Below are 16675 nucleotides of genomic sequence, written 5' to 3'. Positions count from 1 at the left end.
CTTCCGGTGCCGCTCACGCACCGTGATTGCCGTCTCGAAGCGTCGCATGCGGATGCATCGGATGCGCCAGCGTGTCGGCGATCAGCCGCAGCGCCTGGTCGCACTGCTCGCGCGACATCGGCCCGCCCAGGCAGATGCGCACCGCGTCGGGCGGATCGCCGTCGGTGGAGAAGGCCGCGCTCGCCACCACGCCCACGTTCTGCGTGCGCAGGTACGAGGCGAACTCCACCGGACTCCAGCCTGGCGTGAGCGGCAGCCAGGCATGAAAGCCCTCCGGGTGCGCCTGCAGGCCGCTGTCGCCCAGGTAGCGCACCGCAAGCGCCTGCCGCGCCACCGATTCCGCGCGCACGGCCTGCAGCATCTCCTCGGCCGTGCCGTCTTCCACCCACAGCGTGGTCAGCGCATTGGTGATCGGCGAGGCCATCACGGTGGTCGCACGCATCGCGCCCGCCAGCCGCTGCGACTGCACCACCGTCGGCGAACACACGTAGGCGCTGCGCAGCCCCGCGCCGAAGCACTTGGAAAAGCCGCTCACGTAGTACGTGAGCCCCGGCGCCAGCGTGGCGAGCGACGCGGGCGTCTGGCGCGGCAGCATGCCGTAGGCGTCGTCCTCGATGATCGGCACCGCATAGCGCAGCGCCACGTCGGCCAGTGCTTCTCGCCGCGCGCGCGAGACGGTCGCGGCGGTCGGGTTCAGCAACGTGGGGTTGCAGTAGAGCGCCTTGGGCTTGAGCGTCTTGCAGGCGTGCTCGAAGGCGTCGGCGATGGGGCCGTCGTCGTCCATCTGCAGCGCATGCAACTGGACGCCGAGCTGCGCCGCGATGGCCTTCACGCCCGGATAGGTGAGCGACTCCACGCAGACCAGCTCGCCCGGTCGCGCGAGCTGGGAGAACAGCGCGGTCAGCACGCCATGGATGCCGGGACACACCAGGATGCGGTCGATGCCGGCATCGGGCACGAAGCGCCGCAGCCAGTGCATGCCGGCAGCGCGGTCGTGCGCGGTGCCGCCGAAATCCTGGTAGCGCAGCAGGTCGTGGAAGTCGATCTGCGCGAAGGCGCGGCTGGCGCTGTCATGCAGCCGCGCCATCAGGTGCTCGTCGTCGGGCTCGGGCGGCATGTTCATCGTCATCTCGGCGCCGCTGCCGCCGCGCAGCCGCAGGCTGGGGCTGCCCGAGCGGATGAAGGTGCCGGTGCCGGCGCGCGAGTCGATCAGCCCGCGCTTGCGCGCCTCGGCGTAGCCGCGCGCCACGGTCGTGTAGTTCAGCTCGAGCTCGGTGGCCAGGTCGCGCAGCGTGGGCAGGCGGTCGCGCACGCCGAGGCGGCCGGTCTTGATGTCGTCCGCGATCAGGTCGGCCAGCAGCAGGTAGGCCGGACGCGAGGTGTTGCGCAGCTGCTTGCGCCAGTGGGCGGTGATCGTGGTCATGGTGGGCGCTCCGGCGAAGTTGATCGCATTCATTGATTGCATCCGGCCACCGATCAACATGCATGAACCGCGCCCGCTCCTCGGGAGAGAAATGCTTCGATCAGGTGCGATCAACCCCATTGATCGGGTGCATTGATCGCATGGAATGCGCGTCGTCACGGTGCGCGACAGGCCTTCCGGGGCCGCACCGTTCCCGCGTTCGAGGGGGCCTCAAAGATTTTTTCACCCGCGCGGCCCGCGCCGCCGCGTGTTGATCGCGCATTGATCGCACGAGGCCGCCGGAGCGCTGGCACATCGCCTGCGAAGGAGAAGGCACGCAAGACCTGCGTACCCACCACCCAACCCGGAGTACCCCATGCCCAAAGTCACCCGCCCCCGCAACGAAAAAGGCGAGTTCCTCGTCGACTACGAAGAGAAGGTGTTCGAAGACGTCAAGGCAGAGCCCGGCGAGAAGGCACTCGTCACCTTCCACACCGTGGCCTTCGAAGGCTCGATCGGTTTCGTGAACCTGCTGCAGGCCACGCGGCTCAAGCGCAAGGGCTACGACACCTCCGTCCTGCTCTACGGCCCCGGCGTGACGCTGGGCGTGCAGCGCGGCTTTCCCACGCTGGGCGACGAGGCCTTTCCGGGTCACCAGAACTTCAACAAGCAGATCGCGAAGTTCATCGAGGAAGGCGGCAAGGTGTATGCCTGCCGCTTCGCGCTGCAGGCGCTGTACGGCCACGGGGAAGGCGCGCTGATCGAGGGCATCACGCCGATCAACCCGCTGGACGTGCTCGACCTCGTGCTGCTGCACAAGAAGGCCGGCGCGGTCGTCATCGACACCTGGACGCTGTAAATGCTCACCCCCAGTCTTCGCGCACTTCGTGTCGCTTCGCCAACCCCCTCGCCGGGGGCAACACCTGCAGGCCGGCAAAGCCGGTTCTGCGGTGTTCCCCGAATTGGCTTCGCTGCGCTCGCCGTCGTGGACAGGGGATGACCATGACCTCTTCTCACCGCATCGTGCGTGCCGCGGCGATCCAGATCGCGCCCGACTTCGAGCGGCCCGAAGGCACGCTCGAGCGGGTGTGCGGCGCCATCGACGAGGCCGCTGCCAAGGGCGCGCAGCTCGCGGTCTTTCCCGAGACCTTCGTGCCCTACTACCCCTACTTCAGCTTCGTGCTGCCGCCGGTGCTGCAGGGCGCGCCGCACCTGCGGCTGGCGGAGCGCGCGGTGGTCGTGCCCGGCCCCGTCACGCAGGCGGTGGCCGAACGGGCCCGCGCCCGGAGCATGGTCGTCGTGCTCGGCGTGAACGAGCGCGACCACGGCAGCCTCTACAACACGCAGCTGGTGTTCGACGCCGACGGGACGCTGGCACTGAAGCGCCGCAAGATCACGCCCACGTACCACGAGCGCATGGTCTGGGGCATGGGCGACGGCGCCGGCCTCAAGGTGGTCGACACGGCCGTCGGCCGCGTGGGCGCGCTGGCCTGCTGGGAGCACTACAACCCGCTCGCGCGCTACAGCCTGATGGCGCAGCACGAAGAGATCCATTGCGCGCAGTTTCCCGGCTCGCTCGTCGGGCCGGTCTTCGCGCAGCAGATGGAAGTGACCATCCGCCACCACGCGCTCGAATCGGGCTGCTTCGTGGTCAACGCCACCGGCTGGCTCACCGACGAGCAGGTCCGCTCGGTCACGCCCGACGCCGACCTGCAGAAGGCGCTGCGCGGCGGCTGCCACACGGCCATCGTCTCGCCCGAGGGCAAGCATCTCGCGCCGCCACTCACCGAAGGCGAAGGCATGGTGGTGGCCGACCTCGACATGGCACTGATCGCCAAGCGCAAGCGAATGATGGATTCGGTCGGCCACTACGCGCGGCCGGAGCTGCTGTCGCTCGCCATCAACGACCGGCCGGCGCAGACCACCGTGCCCATGCACCCCACGCAACCCCTCGTTCACCGGAGCCCCGACCATGACCACACCCTCGACGACGCAGCAGCCCGACAGCCGGCAGCTGATGACCGAACTCCAGTCCTTCGGGTTGCGGCTGGTTGACCCTTCGGCCGGTGTCGCGAGCCGGCGCGGCGGCGCAGGCCCCTCGGACCATAAGGCCGTGACGGTGGACGGCCACACGATCATGGTGCCGGTCCACACCTCCACCGCCTGGCACTCGCCATTCACGGCAGAGGCGCCCGACGCCACCGGCGTGAGCCGCGTGATGCGCGGCAGCATCCCCATCGCGAGCATCAGCTTTCCGAAGCAGCCGCGCTTCTATGCGATGCAGACTTTCGACGGCGTGCCCTATTCGCACATCGCCACGCTGCATGGCAGCGACGTACTGGCCACCACCGTGCTGCAGACCTGCATCCGCTACGAGAGCCGCAGGAAGAGCTGCAAGTTCTGCGCGATCGGCCAGTCGCTGGCGGCCGGCCGCACCGTGGCGCGCAAGACGCCCGAGCAGCTCGCGGAGGTGGCGCGCGCCGCCGTGCTGCTCGACGGAGTGAAGCACATGGTGATGACCACCGGCACGCCCAACGCCACCGACCGCGGCGCGGCCGTGCTGTGCGAGAGCGCGTTCGCCATCAAGGCGGCGGTCGACATTCCCATCCAGGGCCAGTGCGAGCCGCCGGACGACGACCAGTGGTTCCACCGCATGAAGGCCGCGGGCATCGACACGCTCGGCATGCACCTGGAAGTGGTCACGCCCGAGGTGCGCGAACGCATCATGCCGGGCAAGGCCAGCGTGCCGGTGTCGCGCTACATGAGCGCCTTCGAGGCGGCCGTGGGCGTGTTCGGCCGGGGGCAGGTCAGCACCTACATCCTGGCCGGGCTGGGCGACACGCGCGAAGCCATCCTCGACACCTGCGACCAGCTGCTGGCGCGCGGCGTGTACCCCTTCGTCGTGCCCTTCGTGCCCATCAGCGGCACGCCGCTGGAAGACCACCCGGCGCCCACGCCGGAATTCATGAAGTCGCTGCTCGCGCCGCTGGGCGAGCGCGTGGTGGCGGCGGGCCTGCGCTCGGCCGACATCAAGGCCGGCTGCGGCAAGTGCGGCGCCTGTTCGTCGTTGTCGATCTACGAAAAAGAAAGCGAAATCTGACCATGCTGTGCATCGACGACCTCTGCGAGATGGCGGACCACTACGCACCCGTCGAGTACCTGGTGCGCGAGGCTGCCCAGCAATGGGAGCGCGACGAAGCGATGGCGCTGCGCCGCGCGGTGTTCTGCATCGAGCAGGGCATTTTTGCGCGCGACGACCGCGATGCCGTCGACGAGCACGCGCGGCTGCTGGTGGCGATGTCGTGCAACGGCGGCATGCCCGACCAGGTGGTGGGCACGGTGCGCATCCATCGCGGCGAAGCGGCCGGCGAATGGTGGGGCTCGCGCCTTGCAGTGCACCCCGCCTTCCGCAGCCAGGGGCACCTGGGCGCGACGCTGATCCGGCTTGCGGTGTCGCGCGCCCATGCGCTGGGCTGCAGGATCTTTCTCGCGCAGGTGCAGATGCAGAACGTGCCGCTGTTCGAGAAGCTGGGCTGGACCGCGCTCGAGGAAACCACGGTGCACGGCCGCCCGCACGCACGCATGCGGGCCGACCTCGGCTGGTATCCGCCCTGCCACGATCCGCTGAGCGGCTTCGTCACGCGCGCGAAGGTGCTGGCATGACGCAGCAGAACGTCCACGACATCGCCGACGCTCTTCGCGCCACACGCGGCTTCGCCCACAAGCGCGACATCAGCGACGTGGTGTCGGCGCTGGGCCGATCGCTGCCCGGCGGCCACGGCGCGCTGGCGCAGGCGGTGCCGATCGGCGACGACTGCGCCGCCATCCCCGACGGCCATGGCGGCTACCTGCTGTTCGCCATCGAGGGGCTGGTGGAAGGCTTCATCGTGCGCATGCCGTGGTTCGCCGGCTACTGCGGCGTGATGGTCAACGTGAGCGACATCTACGCCATGGGCGGACGCCCGACGGCCGTGGTCGACGCGCTGTGGAGCACCGGCATGAATCCGGCCGACGACGTGCTGCGCGGGCTCGCCGAAGCGGCCGTGCGCTACGGCGTGCCCATCGTGGGTGGCCACAGCAACAACCGCAGCGAGAAGCCGCAGCTGGCGGTCGCGATCCTCGGGCATGCGCGCCGGCTGCTGACCAGCTTCGACGCGAAGCCGGGCGACCTGCTCGTGATGGCGACCGACCTGCGCGGCGCCTACGAAGAGCCGTTTCCGTACTGGAACGCCTCGACGCGCGCGCCCGCCGCGCGGCTGCGCGCCGACCTGGAGCTGCTGCCAGCCATCGCCGAGGACGGGCTTTGCTGCGCCGCCAAGGACATCAGCATGGCCGGCGCGGTGGGCACGGCCATGATGCTGCTGGAATGCTCGGGCGTCGGCGCGCGCATCGACCTCGACGCGCTGCCGCGGCCCGACGGCGTGCCGCTGCTGCGGTGGCTGTCTTCGTTTCCGAGCTATGGCTTCGTGCTCAGCGTGGCACCCGCGCAGGTCGCGGCGGTGATGGCACGCTTCTCGGCCCGCGACATCGCCTGCGGCGTGATCGGCGAGGTCGACGCCACACGGCAGGTGCGTCTGCGCGCGGGAGGTGAAGAAGCGCTGCTGTGGGACTTCGGCAGCGATGCTTTCATCCAGCCGTCCACCACGCTGCAGGAGCCCGCCGCATGCCAGTGACGCACTTCCGCGTGCGCTGGCCCGACGCCAGCGAAACCCGCTGCTACTCGCCTTCCAGCGTGGTGCGGGAACACCTCGCGCCCGGCCAGCGCTACGCCCTCGACGACTTTCTGCAACGCGCACGCGAAGCGCTGGGCATTGCCTCGGAGCGGGTGCGCGCGAAGTACGGCTTCGCCTGTTCGCAGGCGATGGACCAGTTGGCCGAGGTCGAAGGCATCGCCGCGCGCTTTTCGGCGACAGCCGATGCGCAAGTCACCGTCGTCGCCTTCGACGATTGACCCGCCCCACATCCAGAGACAGAGATAAGGAAAGAGCACCCATGTCACACCCTTACGGCGGACGCAGCCACTACAGCGTCGTCATCGTCGGCGGCGGCCAGGCCGGCCTGTCGCTGAGCCATTGCCTGCAGCAGCGCGGCATCGACCATCTGGTGATCGAGAAGCGCAGCCTGGTCCACACCTGGCGCACGCAGCGCTGGGACTCGTTCTGCCTCGTCACGCCCAACTGGCAGTGCCAGCTGCCGGGCTGGGGCTACATCGGCGGCGATCCGCACGGCTTCATGGTCAAGGACCAGATCAATGAGTGGCTCGCGGGCTTCGTCGAGCATGTGAAGGCGCCGGCCATCGAGGGCGTGACCGTGGAGCGCGTGTTCCGCGTGCCGGGCGCCGGGGGACGGGAACACGAGCGCTTCACCGTGCAGACCGACGCGGGCCTCTACACCGCCGACCAGGTGGTGGTGGCCTCGGGCGGCTATCACAAGCCGATCGTGCCGCGCCTGGCGGAAAAGCTGCCGACGGACGTCGCGCAGTTCCACTCGGCGCAGTATCGCAACCCCGCGCAGCTGCCGGAAGGCGCGGTGCTGGTGGTGGGCTGCGGTCAGTCGGGCGCGCAGATCGCGGAAGACCTGCACCTGGCCGGGCGAAAGGTTCACCTGGCAACGGGCAACGCGCCGCGCTGCGCGCGCTTCTACCGGGGCCGCGAGGTGGTCGACTGGCTCGCCGACATGAAGTACTACGACATGCCCGTCACAGAGCATCCGCTGCGCGAAGGCGTGCGCGACAACACCAACCATTACGTGACCGGCCGCGACGGCGGCCGCGACATCGACCTGCGCCGCTTCGCGCTCGAAGGCATGGAGCTGTACGGGCTGCTGGAAGGCTTCGATGGCGGCCGCTTCGAGTTCCAGCCCAACCTGCGGGACAACCTCGACCAGGCAGACGACACCTACAACCGCATCAACGCGTCGATCGACAGGCACATCGCCGCGCAGGGCATCGATGCGCCGCCGCCTTCGGTGTACACGCCGGTGTGGGAGCCGCCGGAAGAGCGCACGCGGCTCGACCTCGCGGCGGCGGGCATCACCAGCGTGGTCTGGTGCATCGGCTTCTCACCCGATTTCGCGTGGGTCGATGCGCCCGTGTTCAACGGGCGCGGCGCGCCCGTGCACCTGCGCGGCGTGACGAACGAGCCGGGACTCTATTTCCTCGGCCTGCCGTGGCTGCACACCTGGGGATCGGGGCGCTTCTCGGGCGTGGCGCGCGATGCGGAGTTCCTCGCGGAGGCGATCGAGCGGCGGAAGACGGAACGCCGCGATGCGCGCACGGAAGAGATGCCGCTGCGAGGACTTCATGCCGCCTAGCGAGTCGCGAAGACGCCTTCACCCTGCGTCCCCGATCACGTAGCATCCGGCTTCCCCACTCCCGGAGCCAGTTCATGAGACTGCTGATCGCCGCGTTTCTCTCCGTGCTTCTGTGCGCATGCGCCAGCGCTCCGGGCATGGCGCCGTCGGCCACGGAGCCGGCGACCGAATCCGCGCCAGCCCAGCCCACGGGTGTGCAGTGGCGCTACATCAATTCCAAGTCGTACGAAGCGGCGAACGCCGGCCTGGGCAACAGCCATCGCTTCGAGAGCAGCGTCGGCTGGATCGACGTCTACGTCTACGACATGAAGCGCAGTTGGCAGCCGGGCGTCGGCGATCCGCAGTTCGACGATCACTTCCGAAGCACCATCGCCGAGGTGCAGCGCGCCGCCGCGCAGGGCGTGTATGCCAGCGCGAAGATCGGCCCGACGAAGGACGTGCGCATCGAAGGGCTGACCTTCCGCACCGTCTCTTTCCGCCTCGTGCATTCGCGCGACGGCAAGGCCTATGACTCGTTCACCTATCTCGCGGTGCGCAACGGCAAGCTGCTGAAGTACCGCATGTCCTTCAACACGCCAGCGCCGGCGAACGTGGATGCGATCTCGCGCGAGTTCATCGAGCGCAACGTGCGCACCGGCCCCGACACGCCTGTCGGCACGCGACAGCTACGCAGCACCTGAGCCGGGGCGCCCGCCCTCCGCGGCCAGCGCGCAGCCGCACGACGCCCTGTAGCCGCGCAGGCCGGCAAGATCGAGCACCGTCAGCCCGCGCTTCTCGAGGCGGATGAGCCCTAGCGCCTGGAAGCGCTGCAGCGCGACATTCACGCGCTGCCTCGACACGTTGGCAAGCAAGCCGATCTCTGTCTGCCCCACTTCCAGGGAGCGCGGGGCTTCCGGGTACAGCTCCGGGTTGTAGAGGCTCGCCAGGCAGTTCGCGACACGCGCGTCGGTATCGAGCAGGCGCTCGTGCTCCAGCGCGCCGATGAAGAGGCTGAGCCGTGCGTTGAGCAGGTCCTGCAGGTAGTGGTTGAAGGGCACGCTGGTGCCGCGCAGCCATTCGAAGGTGCGGCGCGGCATCAGCGCCACGCGCGTGGGGCGCAGCGCGAACACGTCGTAGCGGCGCGCCTCGTGCTTGAAGAGCGAGCCCTCGCCGAACCACACGCCGGCCGACACGCCTGTGAGCGTCGACACGCGCCCGTCCTCCGACGCCACCGACATCTTGGCGAAGCCGTCGATCAGCGCCATCCAGTGCTCGACCAGTTGCCCCGCACGCGCGATGCAGCTGCCGCGCGCGAACTGCCGCTCCTGCATGCTGCCGAGCACATGCTCCAGGTCGGCGGGCGAAAGCGCCGACGCCCACTTGGAGCGCCGCACCATCTCCTCCATCGCCTGCGGGGCGGCAGGCCGGCCGGCCGGATCCTGGGGATCAGGGATTACCTGTAGCAATTCGCGCGTCATCTGTCGTCGCAACGACCGCGGCCCGGAACGTCCATTCGTATTCTTTCAAGGACATACAACACAGGAGACACCCATGTTCGCTACACCCCGCCACCCGCGCAAGCGGGTTTTTCCGTGGCCTCGCCCGTCCCGCGCCGTTGCCGCCGGGCTCGTCGCGATGGCCGGCGCCCTGCTGGTCGCCGCATGCGGGGGAGGATCCGACAGTGGCCCCGGGTTCTCGTTCATTCCCGGCGCCAGTCCGCCGCCGTCCACGCCGACGCCGGCCGCCTTCCAGGTGAAGACGCTCTCGTCGTCGCCCGACATGATCAGCGGCGCAGACACGCTGCTCGAGATCACCGCGCCCGTGGGCGTTGCGCTCGACAAGGTGCGCGTGAGCCTCAATGGCAAGGACGTGAGCTCGCAGGTGCCGGTGGCCGACAGCACGGCCCGCGTGCTGCGCGGGCTCGTCACCGGGCTCACGACCGATGCCTCCAGCACCACGGGCAGCAGCAACTCGCTGGTCGTGAGCAACGCCGACAACTCGGCGCAGCGCACCGAAGTGAAGCTGGTCAACTACCCGATCACCGGCCCGATCCTCTCGGGCCCGCACATCTCGCCCTACGAATGCCGCACGGTGCAGAACGGCCTGGGCTCGCCCCTCGATGCCGACTGCTCGGCCGCGACGCAGGTGGTCTGGTACTACCGCAGCACCTCCAATACTTTCAAACCGCTTTCGGACCCCACGGGCACGCGGCCGGCCGACCTCGCGACCACGACCACCAACGACGGCAACACCGTGCCCTACATCGTGCGCGTGGAGTCCGGCACCATCAACCGCGGCGTATACCGGCTCGCGGTGCTAGACAACCCGGCCAAGGACGCGCCCGCCACCTGGAAGCCCGGCCCGGGCTGGAACAGGAAGCTGGTCGTGTACTTCGACTGCTGCGGCTCCGCCCAGTACAACCAGGGCGTGCATCCCATCGAGTCGATCCTCGGCGACGCGGGCCACATCCAGCTCTCGCGCGGCTTCGCCTTCATGAACTCGACCGAGCTTTGGAACAACCAGCACGCCAACCCGCACCTGCAGGGCGAAACGCTGATGATGCTGAAGGAGCACGTCATCGAGGAGTTCGGCACCGTGCCGAAGTGGACCGTCGGCTTCGGCGGCTCGGGCGGCGCCATCCAGCAGTACCTGATCGCGCAGCTCTACCCGGGCCTGCTCGACGGCATCCAGCCCATCGTGTCCTTCCCCGAGACGCTGATGCCCGAGGTGATGGAGTGCCGGCTGCTCAACAACGTCTACAAGCTCGACACCGCCACCTGGACCACGGCCAAGCAGAACGCGGTGAACGGCTTCAACACCAACACCTGCACGAGCTGGGACCTGTCCTTCGCGAGCATCATCAAGTCCGACAACGCGGCGGGCTGCGGCTTCCTGGAGCCGGCCAACGCGTCGAACGTGTTCAACCGCGCGACCAATCCGAACGGCATCCGCTGCGATCTGTTCCAGACCAACGTGAACCTGCTGGGCAAACGCGCCGGAACGCAGGAGGCGCGCCGCCCCATCGACAACATCGGCGTGCAGTACGGCCTGGCCGCGCTGAACAGCGGCGCAATCTCGGTGAAGGAGTTCCTCGACCTCAACGAGAAGGTCGGCGGCTACGACGGCGACGGCAACACGCAGGCCGCGCGCTCCGAGGCCGACCCCGACGCGCTGAAGGCCACCTACTCGGGCGGCTTCAAGAACAGCTTCAGGGGTCCGGGCCTGACGAACATACCGATCGTCACGCAGCGCGGCAACGCCGACCTGGTGGGCGACATCCACGACACGATGCAGGACCTGATCATCCGCGCCCGCCTGCAGCGCGCCAACGGCCGCAGCGACAACCAGATCATCTGGACGCTGGGCTCGAAGACGCCGGTGGACTACATGTCGGCCTCGCTCGATCTCATCAACAAGTGGCTGGACAATATGGCCGCCGACACGTCGGCGCCATCCATCGACAAGGTGGTGCGCAACAAGCCCGCGGGCGCCAACGATGCCTGCTGGGACGCCACCGGCAAGCGCATCGACGAGGCCGCGTCGACCGACCCGGCCGCCGCCTGCAACGCGGTCTACCCACGCTTCAGCACGCCGCGCATCGTGGCCGGCTCGCCGCTGGTGAACGACGTGCTCAAGTGCCAGCTGAAGCCGGTCAACGCGGCCGACTACTCGGTGACCATCGCCGGCGCCGACCTGGCGCGGCTGCAGACCATCTTCCCCGCAGGCGTGTGCGACTGGAGCAAGCCGAGCGTGGGCCAGGATGCGCTGCGCGGCACCTATCTGCGCCTGCCGCTGAACTGACGGGAGTTCAGGCTGCCGAACCCGGCAGCTTCGCCACGCGCTGCGCCAGAAAGTCCACCAGCACGCGCACCCGTTGCGGCTGGTGGCGACGCGGCGCATAGAGCAGGTGCATCTCCTGCGCGGGACCAGTGTGGCGGCCGAGCACGCGCACCAGCCGGCCCTGCGCGAGCAGCTCCGCCACCATCCAGGTCGGCTGCAGCGAGATGCCTGCGCCGCCCAGCACGGCATCGAGCATGGCCACCGCGTTGTTCACGCGGTAGCGGCTGCGCACCGGCACCGGGACGGGGCCTTCGGGGCCATCGAGCAGCACGCCGTCGTCGCCGGCCGCGTAGCGCAGGTAGTCGTGCGACAGCAGGTCCTGCGGCTTGCGCGGATTGCCGCGTGACGCGATGTAGTCCGGTGAAGCGACCAGCACGCGCGGCCACGAACCGAGCCGGCGCGCGACCAGGTCGGGCGGCAAGGTGCCGCCGACACGCAGCGAGACGTCGATGCGGCCCTCCAGCGGATCGACGAAGCGGTCGTCGAGCACCAGCTCCAGTTCGATATCGGGGTACAGGCCCAGGAACTCCAGCGCCATCGCGTTGAGATGCCGCTGCCCCAGCGTCACCGGCGCGCTCACGCGCAACAGGCCGCGCGGCTGCCGGATGCCTTCGCGCGCGTCGGCCACCGCATCGCCGTAGTCCTCCAGCACGCGCCGGGAGCGCTCGTGGAAGCGCTGGCCCTCCTCGGTCAGGCTGAGGCCTGCGGCGGTGCGGCGCAGCAGGCGCACGCCCAGCGAGCGCTCCAGCCCCGCGACCAGCTTGCTGACCGTCGGCTGCGTGGTGCCGAGCGCCCGGGCCGCGCCCGAGAGGCTGCCCAGTTCGACGCTGTGCACGAAGGCTTCGAGGGCGCGCAGGGTGTCCATGGTGTATTCGAGTATGGAATGGTCTGGATGCCATTCTGCCTTCTACCCATCCAGACGAGCATGAATGAAAGTGAAGGCCTCGCTTCAACTTTCATCAGGAAGAACTCCATGACCACATCCGCTCTTGCCTCGGCCCTGCACCACGGCGCTCTCGCGCTCGCCCTTGTCGGCTCGGCCGCGACTTCTGCCGCCGAACCCTCCCCGGCCAGCTACTGGAGCCCCAGCTGGATGGCCAGCACGCAGCCCGTCTGGAACGGCGACTTCGTGCTGCCTTCGGGCCTGCCCTTCCAGTTCAACCGCCAGACCGTGCGGCAGGTCGCGCGCCTGAGCATCGGCGGATCGCGCCTGCGCGTGGTGATCAGCAACGAAGGCGGCACGACGCCGCTGTACATAGGCGCCGCGCGCGTGGCCCGCCATGGCGAGGGTTCGGCCATCGTCGAGGGCACGGACCGGCCGCTGCGCTTCGGCGGGCAGGCCGACGTGACCGTGCCGCCCGGCGCGCGCCTCGTCAGCGACCCGGTGGACATCGCCCTGCCCGCGCTCGCCGAGCTTGCCGTGTCGCTCTACCTGCCGCGGCCCAGTCAGCCGGCTGGCTTCCACTTCGACGCGCGACAGACCGCCTACGTCGCCGACGGCGACCTGAGCGGCGCGGCCCGCCTGCCCTCGGCGGCCACGCAATGGAGCACCCGCGTCTACTTCAGCGGCCTGATCGTCGAGACACCCCGGCCGCCGGCCACCGTCGTCGCGCTCGGCGACTCGATCACCGATGGCAACGGCTCCACGCCCGGCGCCAACACCCGCTGGCCCGACGCGCTGGCCGAGCGGCTGGCGGGGCGCAATGTCGCGGTGCTGAATGCCGGCATCTCCGGCGGCCGCCTGCTGAAGGACGGCATGGGCCGAGCCGGCCTGGAGCGTGCGGGCCGCGACGTGTTCGCCCAGCCGGGCGTGCGCGCCATGATCGTGCTGCTGGGCACCAACGACATCGGCTGGCCCGGCGGCCCCTTCGCGCCCGACGAGCCGGCCATGCGCGCCGAAGCCGTCGTCCAGGGCCTGCGGCAGCTCGCCGAGATGGCCCGCGCCCACAACGTGCGCATCATGGCCGGCACCATCCCGCCGAACGAGCGGGCGCTGCAGGGCACGCCGCTCGAAGGCCACCATTCGCCGGCCAAGGACAAGGTGCGCCAGGCCGTGAACCGCTGGATCCGCGAAGGCGGCGCCTTCGACGCCGTGGTCGACTTCGACGCCCTGCTGCGCGACCCGGCGAACCCCTCCCGGCTCAAGGCCTCGATGGACTCCGGCGACCACCTGCATCCGGGCGATGCCGGTTACAGGGCGATGGCTGCGGCTGTCGATCTGGAGGCCCTTCTGGGCACATCCGCGCAGCCCTGAGGAACCTTTTTCTCAAGGGTTTGCGGACCCTCCGGACACTGTACATACATACAGTATTTCTCTAGAATTCGTCGTCTCCAAGAACAACATCGAGGCGACGCCCATGACCACCGCCAGTCCACCTGCGCCCACGGCGCAGGTTCTTTTCTTCTCCAGGCTGCAACGCTTGCAGCCATCCCGCACCCGCACAGGCCGCATCTCGACCTGGCCCTTCAAGGTGGGCCACAACAGCACGAACGACATCCGCGCCCAGGCGGCGCGCGTCATCCGCACGACGGCCGAAAGCTGGTGGCCGCCGGAATCCTGAAACCAGCTGAAGGAGCACGCCGTGACCGAGCCGAATCAACTTCTCGTCGGACTCTTCCCCACCATTCAGGTGCAGGCCGAAATCGAAGCGCATCGCAAGGACTGGTGGTGGCCCAAGGACTGCTCCTTTCCACCTGAAGAGCGCCTGCACCTCACGCTTCAGTATCTCGACGATCAGCAAGGCGATGCCGAACGCCGGCTGCGCGCTGCGCTCGCCGCAGTGTGCGCGCGGCGACTGCAACTGACGCTCGACAGTTCCTGCACGTGGAACAACGACGTCTCGGTGGTTCAGCCCTCGGAGCACGAAGGCCTGCGCCGTCTTCAGCGCGATATCAGCTGCGTGCTGCTGCAAGCGGGCTTTTCCCTCCAGGTCCGTGGGCGCGGATGGAATCCACACGTCACCATCGCGCGAGACTCCGAGCGAGCCGCAAGGCCCATTTCGCTGAAGCCCATTCGCTGGACCGCAACGGAATTCCGCCTGGTCCGCTCCCACTTCACACACCCGTTCCGCCACGAAGCGCTCGCCTCCTACCCGCTGCACTGAGGCTGCCTTTCGTCCGGCGCTAAAGTCCCCGGATGCTCACGCCTCCCGACCTGCCGCACGAAGCCATCGCGCAATGCCTTGCCGGTGCCTACAAACTGCACGACATCCGCGCCGAGTTCCTGCCGCTGGGCGCCGATGTGGACTCCGCCGTCTTTCGCATCGACGCGAGTGACGGCGCCACGTACTTCCTCAAGCTGCGCCGCAATGGCTTTGACCGGAGCGTGGTCGCCGTGCCGGCTTTCCTGCACCACGACAAAGGCATCGAAGCGGTGATGGCGCCCCTGCCGACAACCGGCGGCCAGCTGAGCGTGCAAGGTCACGGCTTCGACTGGGCGCTCTATCCCTTCTTTGAAGGCAGAAACGGCTTCGAACGCGCGTTGACGAGCCGGCAGTGGGTTGCGCTCGGCGCTGCGCTGGGCGCCATCCATCGCACCGAACTACCCGAAGCACTGTCGGCCGCCCTTCCCCGAGAACGCTACGACCATCACTGGCGCGAAGGCGTGCGCCGCTACCAGCGCCGCTTCATCAACGACGTGAAAGGCGACGACATCGCCATGCGTTTCCTCGCCTTCTGGGAAGAGCACGCGGAAGAAATCGACAACATCGTCTACCGCAGCGAGCAGCTCGCATCCATCCTGCTCGAACGCCCGCCGCAGTTGGTGCCGTGCCACTCCGACCTGCACGCGGGCAACGTGCTCGTCGGCGACGACGACCGCCTGGCCATCGTCGACTGGGACACGCTCATCCTCGCGCCGAAGGAGCGCGACCTGATGTTCATCGGCGGCGGCGTCGGGCACGCATGGAACCAGCCGCACGAAGAAGCGCTGTTCCACGAAGGCTATGGCGCAAAGAAGGAAGACATCGACGCCGTGGCCCTCGCCTACTACCGCCACGAACGCATCATGAAGGACCTGCTCGAGTTCTGCGACCAGATGTTCGACGGCACCGCCAGCACGCAAGACCGCGAAGAGGGCCTGCGCCAGATGCAGAACCAGTTCCTGCCCGACGACGTGGTCGCCATCGCGCACCGGAGCTACGACGCCATCACCTGAGCTGGTTTCTTCAGGCCAGCATGTCCTGCGCGTCGTCCTCGAAGCCCGGAATCGGCTGGGCCTTGGCCAGCGCCAGCCATACCGCGAACGGAATGCGCTCGAAGGCGCGATGCACCGCCGCGCGCGCCACCACCAGGCGATCGCCCTCCAGCACCATCACGCCGCATTCGGCAGGTATCTCATCCGGCTTGGCGATGCAGCGGCCCTTCGCATCGTTGCCCAGCACGTACCAGCATTCGCCGCCCAGGTCGAGGTAGGCCGCGCGCTTGTCGGGCTTGCGCAGGTCGCCCAGCAGGTCGGCGCGGCTCACCTTCACCTCGTGAACGATGGGGTGCGCATAGGCCTCCACGCTGGTATTGCGGATCGAGAACACGTCGGGCCGCGCCATGCACCAGCGCGGCTTGCCGCCCTCTTCCAGCGGCGGCAGGCGCGCCCGCAGGCCCAGGCCGCGCCAGGCGATACGGCCGCCGCGCGTCATCTCTCGCGCCACGCGTTCCACCAGCGCCTCGTGCGGCGACAGCGCAGCGCGGTTGATGGTGAGCGTGGCGGCGATGCGCGCGATGCCGGCATCGGTCACGCGCAGCGTCTCGTGGCCATGCGCCGTGCGCACGCGCTCCAGGTAGCCGCCCGCGAGCAGTTCGACCTCGATGGTGTCGCAGCACGGCCAGCCGGCCGAGCGGTAGATCTCGCGCAGGCGCCGCGCATGCAGCTTTCCGAAGGGCACTGCCGCCTCGGCACGCTGCATCGGCGGCGGCTCCGTCACCGGAGGCGGAAAGCCGGGGTCGGTCACCGGCGGCTCGGCCGGAGGCGGATCGCCCTCCGGCGGCGGAAAAGGCGGCTGGTGCGGCGGCGGCACGGGAATGGGCACGTCGGGCGCGGGAGGCGGCGGCCCGATGGGGCCGGCGGCGGGGGGTGCGAGAACGGCGGATTCGGACATGGCGGAAACAGGTTAGCGAAAAGAGCCGCAAGGCGCGAGGCGCAAAACG

The 16675-nt window shown here is 68.9% G+C and carries 17 protein-coding genes; 13 read left to right on the top strand and 4 right to left on the bottom strand.

Annotated elements, in window-relative coordinates:
• Window positions 1-13: 13 nt before the first annotated feature.
• The gene (locus ACAM57_RS12395) at window positions 14-1423 is read right to left on the bottom strand and encodes a PLP-dependent aminotransferase family protein (RefSeq protein ID WP_126022041.1); all 1410 of its coding nucleotides are present in this window, start codon (window positions 1421-1423) and stop codon (window positions 14-16) included.
• Window positions 1424-1778: 355 nt separating this feature from the next.
• Between ACAM57_RS12395 and ACAM57_RS12390 the strand changes: the two genes are divergently transcribed.
• The 8 genes from ACAM57_RS12390 to ACAM57_RS12355 all read left to right on the top strand — a co-directional run bounded on the left by ACAM57_RS12390 (window position 1779) and on the right by ACAM57_RS12355 (window position 8394).
• The gene (locus ACAM57_RS12390) at window positions 1779-2261 is read left to right on the top strand and encodes an MSMEG_0572/Sll0783 family nitrogen starvation response protein (protein WP_126022040.1); all 483 of its coding nucleotides are present in this window, start codon (window positions 1779-1781) and stop codon (window positions 2259-2261) included.
• A 143-nt stretch (window positions 2262-2404) separates the two neighbouring features.
• Window positions 2405-3457 (top strand): Nit6803 family nitrilase, encoded by a 1053-nt coding sequence (locus tag ACAM57_RS12385; RefSeq protein WP_369661851.1) that lies wholly within the window; start codon window positions 2405-2407, stop codon window positions 3455-3457.
• Complete coding sequence (locus ACAM57_RS12380) at window positions 3420-4502, top strand: MSMEG_0568 family radical SAM protein (RefSeq protein ID WP_369662429.1); 1083 nt, start codon at window positions 3420-3422, stop codon at window positions 4500-4502. The genes ACAM57_RS12385 and ACAM57_RS12380 overlap by 38 nt, the downstream gene beginning before the upstream one ends.
• 2 nt (window positions 4503-4504) lie before the next feature.
• Entirely contained in the window at window positions 4505-5065 is a 561-nt protein-coding gene (locus ACAM57_RS12375; protein ID WP_369661850.1) for an MSMEG_0567/Sll0786 family nitrogen starvation N-acetyltransferase, read from the top strand.
• Window positions 5062-6075 (top strand): sll0787 family AIR synthase-like protein, encoded by a 1014-nt coding sequence (locus ACAM57_RS12370; RefSeq protein ID WP_369661849.1) that lies wholly within the window; start codon window positions 5062-5064, stop codon window positions 6073-6075. Before ACAM57_RS12375 ends, ACAM57_RS12370 begins: the two co-directional genes overlap by 4 nt.
• A complete protein-coding gene (locus ACAM57_RS12365) occupies window positions 6066-6353 on the top strand; it encodes an MSMEG_0570 family nitrogen starvation response protein (protein WP_369661848.1) in 288 nt (95 codons plus the stop codon). Before ACAM57_RS12370 ends, ACAM57_RS12365 begins: the two co-directional genes overlap by 10 nt.
• Window positions 6354-6394: 41 nt before the next feature.
• A complete protein-coding gene (locus tag ACAM57_RS12360; protein WP_369661847.1) occupies window positions 6395-7714 on the top strand; it encodes an MSMEG_0569 family flavin-dependent oxidoreductase in 1320 nt (439 codons plus the stop codon).
• A gap of 74 nt (window positions 7715-7788) precedes the next feature.
• A complete protein-coding gene (locus ACAM57_RS12355) occupies window positions 7789-8394 on the top strand; it encodes a hypothetical protein (protein WP_369661846.1) in 606 nt (201 codons plus the stop codon).
• Here ACAM57_RS12355 and ACAM57_RS12350 read toward each other — a convergent pair.
• Window positions 8380-9090 (bottom strand): Crp/Fnr family transcriptional regulator, encoded by a 711-nt coding sequence (locus tag ACAM57_RS12350; protein ID WP_260319294.1) that lies wholly within the window; start codon window positions 9088-9090, stop codon window positions 8380-8382. The genes ACAM57_RS12355 and ACAM57_RS12350 overlap by 15 nt on opposite strands.
• 154 nt (window positions 9091-9244) lie before the next feature.
• Between ACAM57_RS12350 and ACAM57_RS12345 the strand changes: the two genes are divergently transcribed.
• On the top strand, window positions 9245-11494 hold the full coding sequence (locus ACAM57_RS12345) for a DUF6351 family protein (protein WP_369661845.1): 2250 nt from the start codon (window positions 9245-9247) through the stop codon (window positions 11492-11494).
• Between the two features lie 7 nt (window positions 11495-11501).
• Here ACAM57_RS12345 and ACAM57_RS12340 read toward each other — a convergent pair whose 3' ends face one another.
• Window positions 11502-12398, bottom strand: coding sequence for a LysR substrate-binding domain-containing protein (locus ACAM57_RS12340; RefSeq protein ID WP_369661844.1), 897 nt, complete (start codon window positions 12396-12398; stop codon window positions 11502-11504).
• A 108-nt stretch (window positions 12399-12506) separates the two neighbouring features.
• Between ACAM57_RS12340 and ACAM57_RS12335 the strand changes: the two genes are divergently transcribed.
• The 4 genes from ACAM57_RS12335 to ACAM57_RS12320 all read left to right on the top strand — a co-directional run bounded on the left by ACAM57_RS12335 (window position 12507) and on the right by ACAM57_RS12320 (window position 15689).
• Entirely contained in the window at window positions 12507-13787 is a 1281-nt protein-coding gene (locus tag ACAM57_RS12335) for an SGNH/GDSL hydrolase family protein (protein WP_369661843.1), read from the top strand.
• A 103-nt stretch (window positions 13788-13890) separates the two neighbouring features.
• A complete protein-coding gene (locus tag ACAM57_RS12330; protein WP_369661842.1) occupies window positions 13891-14094 on the top strand; it encodes a hypothetical protein in 204 nt (67 codons plus the stop codon).
• Between the two features lie 21 nt (window positions 14095-14115).
• Window positions 14116-14637 (top strand): 2'-5' RNA ligase family protein, encoded by a 522-nt coding sequence (locus tag ACAM57_RS12325; RefSeq protein ID WP_126022025.1) that lies wholly within the window; start codon window positions 14116-14118, stop codon window positions 14635-14637.
• A 32-nt stretch (window positions 14638-14669) separates the two neighbouring features.
• Window positions 14670-15689, top strand: coding sequence for a phosphotransferase enzyme family protein (locus ACAM57_RS12320; RefSeq protein ID WP_369661841.1), 1020 nt, complete (start codon window positions 14670-14672; stop codon window positions 15687-15689).
• Between the two features lie 10 nt (window positions 15690-15699).
• On the opposite strand, the gene ACAM57_RS12315 is transcribed toward ACAM57_RS12320, so the two are convergent.
• Window positions 15700-16626: a hypothetical protein gene (locus ACAM57_RS12315; protein ID WP_126022023.1), complete on the bottom strand. Its 927-nt coding sequence runs from the start codon at window positions 16624-16626 to the stop codon at window positions 15700-15702.
• Between the last annotated feature and the right edge of the window lie 49 nt (window positions 16627-16675).

It is taken from the genome of Variovorax sp. V15 (assembly GCF_041154425.1).
GTDB lineage: Bacteria > Pseudomonadota > Gammaproteobacteria > Burkholderiales > Burkholderiaceae_C > Variovorax > Variovorax guangxiensis.
Note: the sequence above shows the minus strand (reverse complement) of the source record. Positions and strands in the feature narration are given on the sequence as shown.

Excerpts from the sequence above, each read along its gene's own strand:
- ACAM57_RS12395 (WP_126022041.1), bottom strand. The coding sequence starts at position 1,423 with ATGACCACGATCACCGCCCACTGGCGCAAGCAGCTGCGCAACACCTCG.
- ACAM57_RS12345 (WP_369661845.1), top strand. The coding sequence starts at position 9,245 with ATGTTCGCTACACCCCGCCACCCGCGCAAGCGGGTTTTTCCGTGGCCT.
- ACAM57_RS12390 (WP_126022040.1), top strand. The coding sequence starts at position 1,779 with ATGCCCAAAGTCACCCGCCCCCGCAACGAAAAAGGCGAGTTCCTCGTC.
- ACAM57_RS12355 (WP_369661846.1), top strand. The coding sequence starts at position 7,789 with ATGAGACTGCTGATCGCCGCGTTTCTCTCCGTGCTTCTGTGCGCATGC.
- ACAM57_RS12340 (WP_369661844.1), bottom strand. The coding sequence starts at position 12,398 with ATGGACACCCTGCGCGCCCTCGAAGCCTTCGTGCACAGCGTCGAACTG.
- ACAM57_RS12365 (WP_369661848.1), top strand. The coding sequence starts at position 6,066 with ATGCCAGTGACGCACTTCCGCGTGCGCTGGCCCGACGCCAGCGAAACC.
- ACAM57_RS12370 (WP_369661849.1), top strand. The coding sequence starts at position 5,062 with ATGACGCAGCAGAACGTCCACGACATCGCCGACGCTCTTCGCGCCACA.
- ACAM57_RS12360 (WP_369661847.1), top strand. The coding sequence starts at position 6,395 with ATGTCACACCCTTACGGCGGACGCAGCCACTACAGCGTCGTCATCGTC.
- ACAM57_RS12385 (WP_369661851.1), top strand. The coding sequence starts at position 2,405 with ATGACCTCTTCTCACCGCATCGTGCGTGCCGCGGCGATCCAGATCGCG.
- ACAM57_RS12315 (WP_126022023.1), bottom strand. The coding sequence starts at position 16,626 with ATGTCCGAATCCGCCGTTCTCGCACCCCCCGCCGCCGGCCCCATCGGG.
- ACAM57_RS12380 (WP_369662429.1), top strand. The coding sequence starts at position 3,420 with ATGACCGAACTCCAGTCCTTCGGGTTGCGGCTGGTTGACCCTTCGGCC.
- ACAM57_RS12320 (WP_369661841.1), top strand. The coding sequence starts at position 14,670 with ATGCTCACGCCTCCCGACCTGCCGCACGAAGCCATCGCGCAATGCCTT.
- ACAM57_RS12375 (WP_369661850.1), top strand. The coding sequence starts at position 4,505 with ATGCTGTGCATCGACGACCTCTGCGAGATGGCGGACCACTACGCACCC.
- ACAM57_RS12350 (WP_260319294.1), bottom strand. The coding sequence starts at position 9,090 with ATGGTGCGGCGCTCCAAGTGGGCGTCGGCGCTTTCGCCCGCCGACCTG.
- ACAM57_RS12330 (WP_369661842.1), top strand. The coding sequence starts at position 13,891 with ATGACCACCGCCAGTCCACCTGCGCCCACGGCGCAGGTTCTTTTCTTC.
- ACAM57_RS12335 (WP_369661843.1), top strand. The coding sequence starts at position 12,507 with ATGACCACATCCGCTCTTGCCTCGGCCCTGCACCACGGCGCTCTCGCG.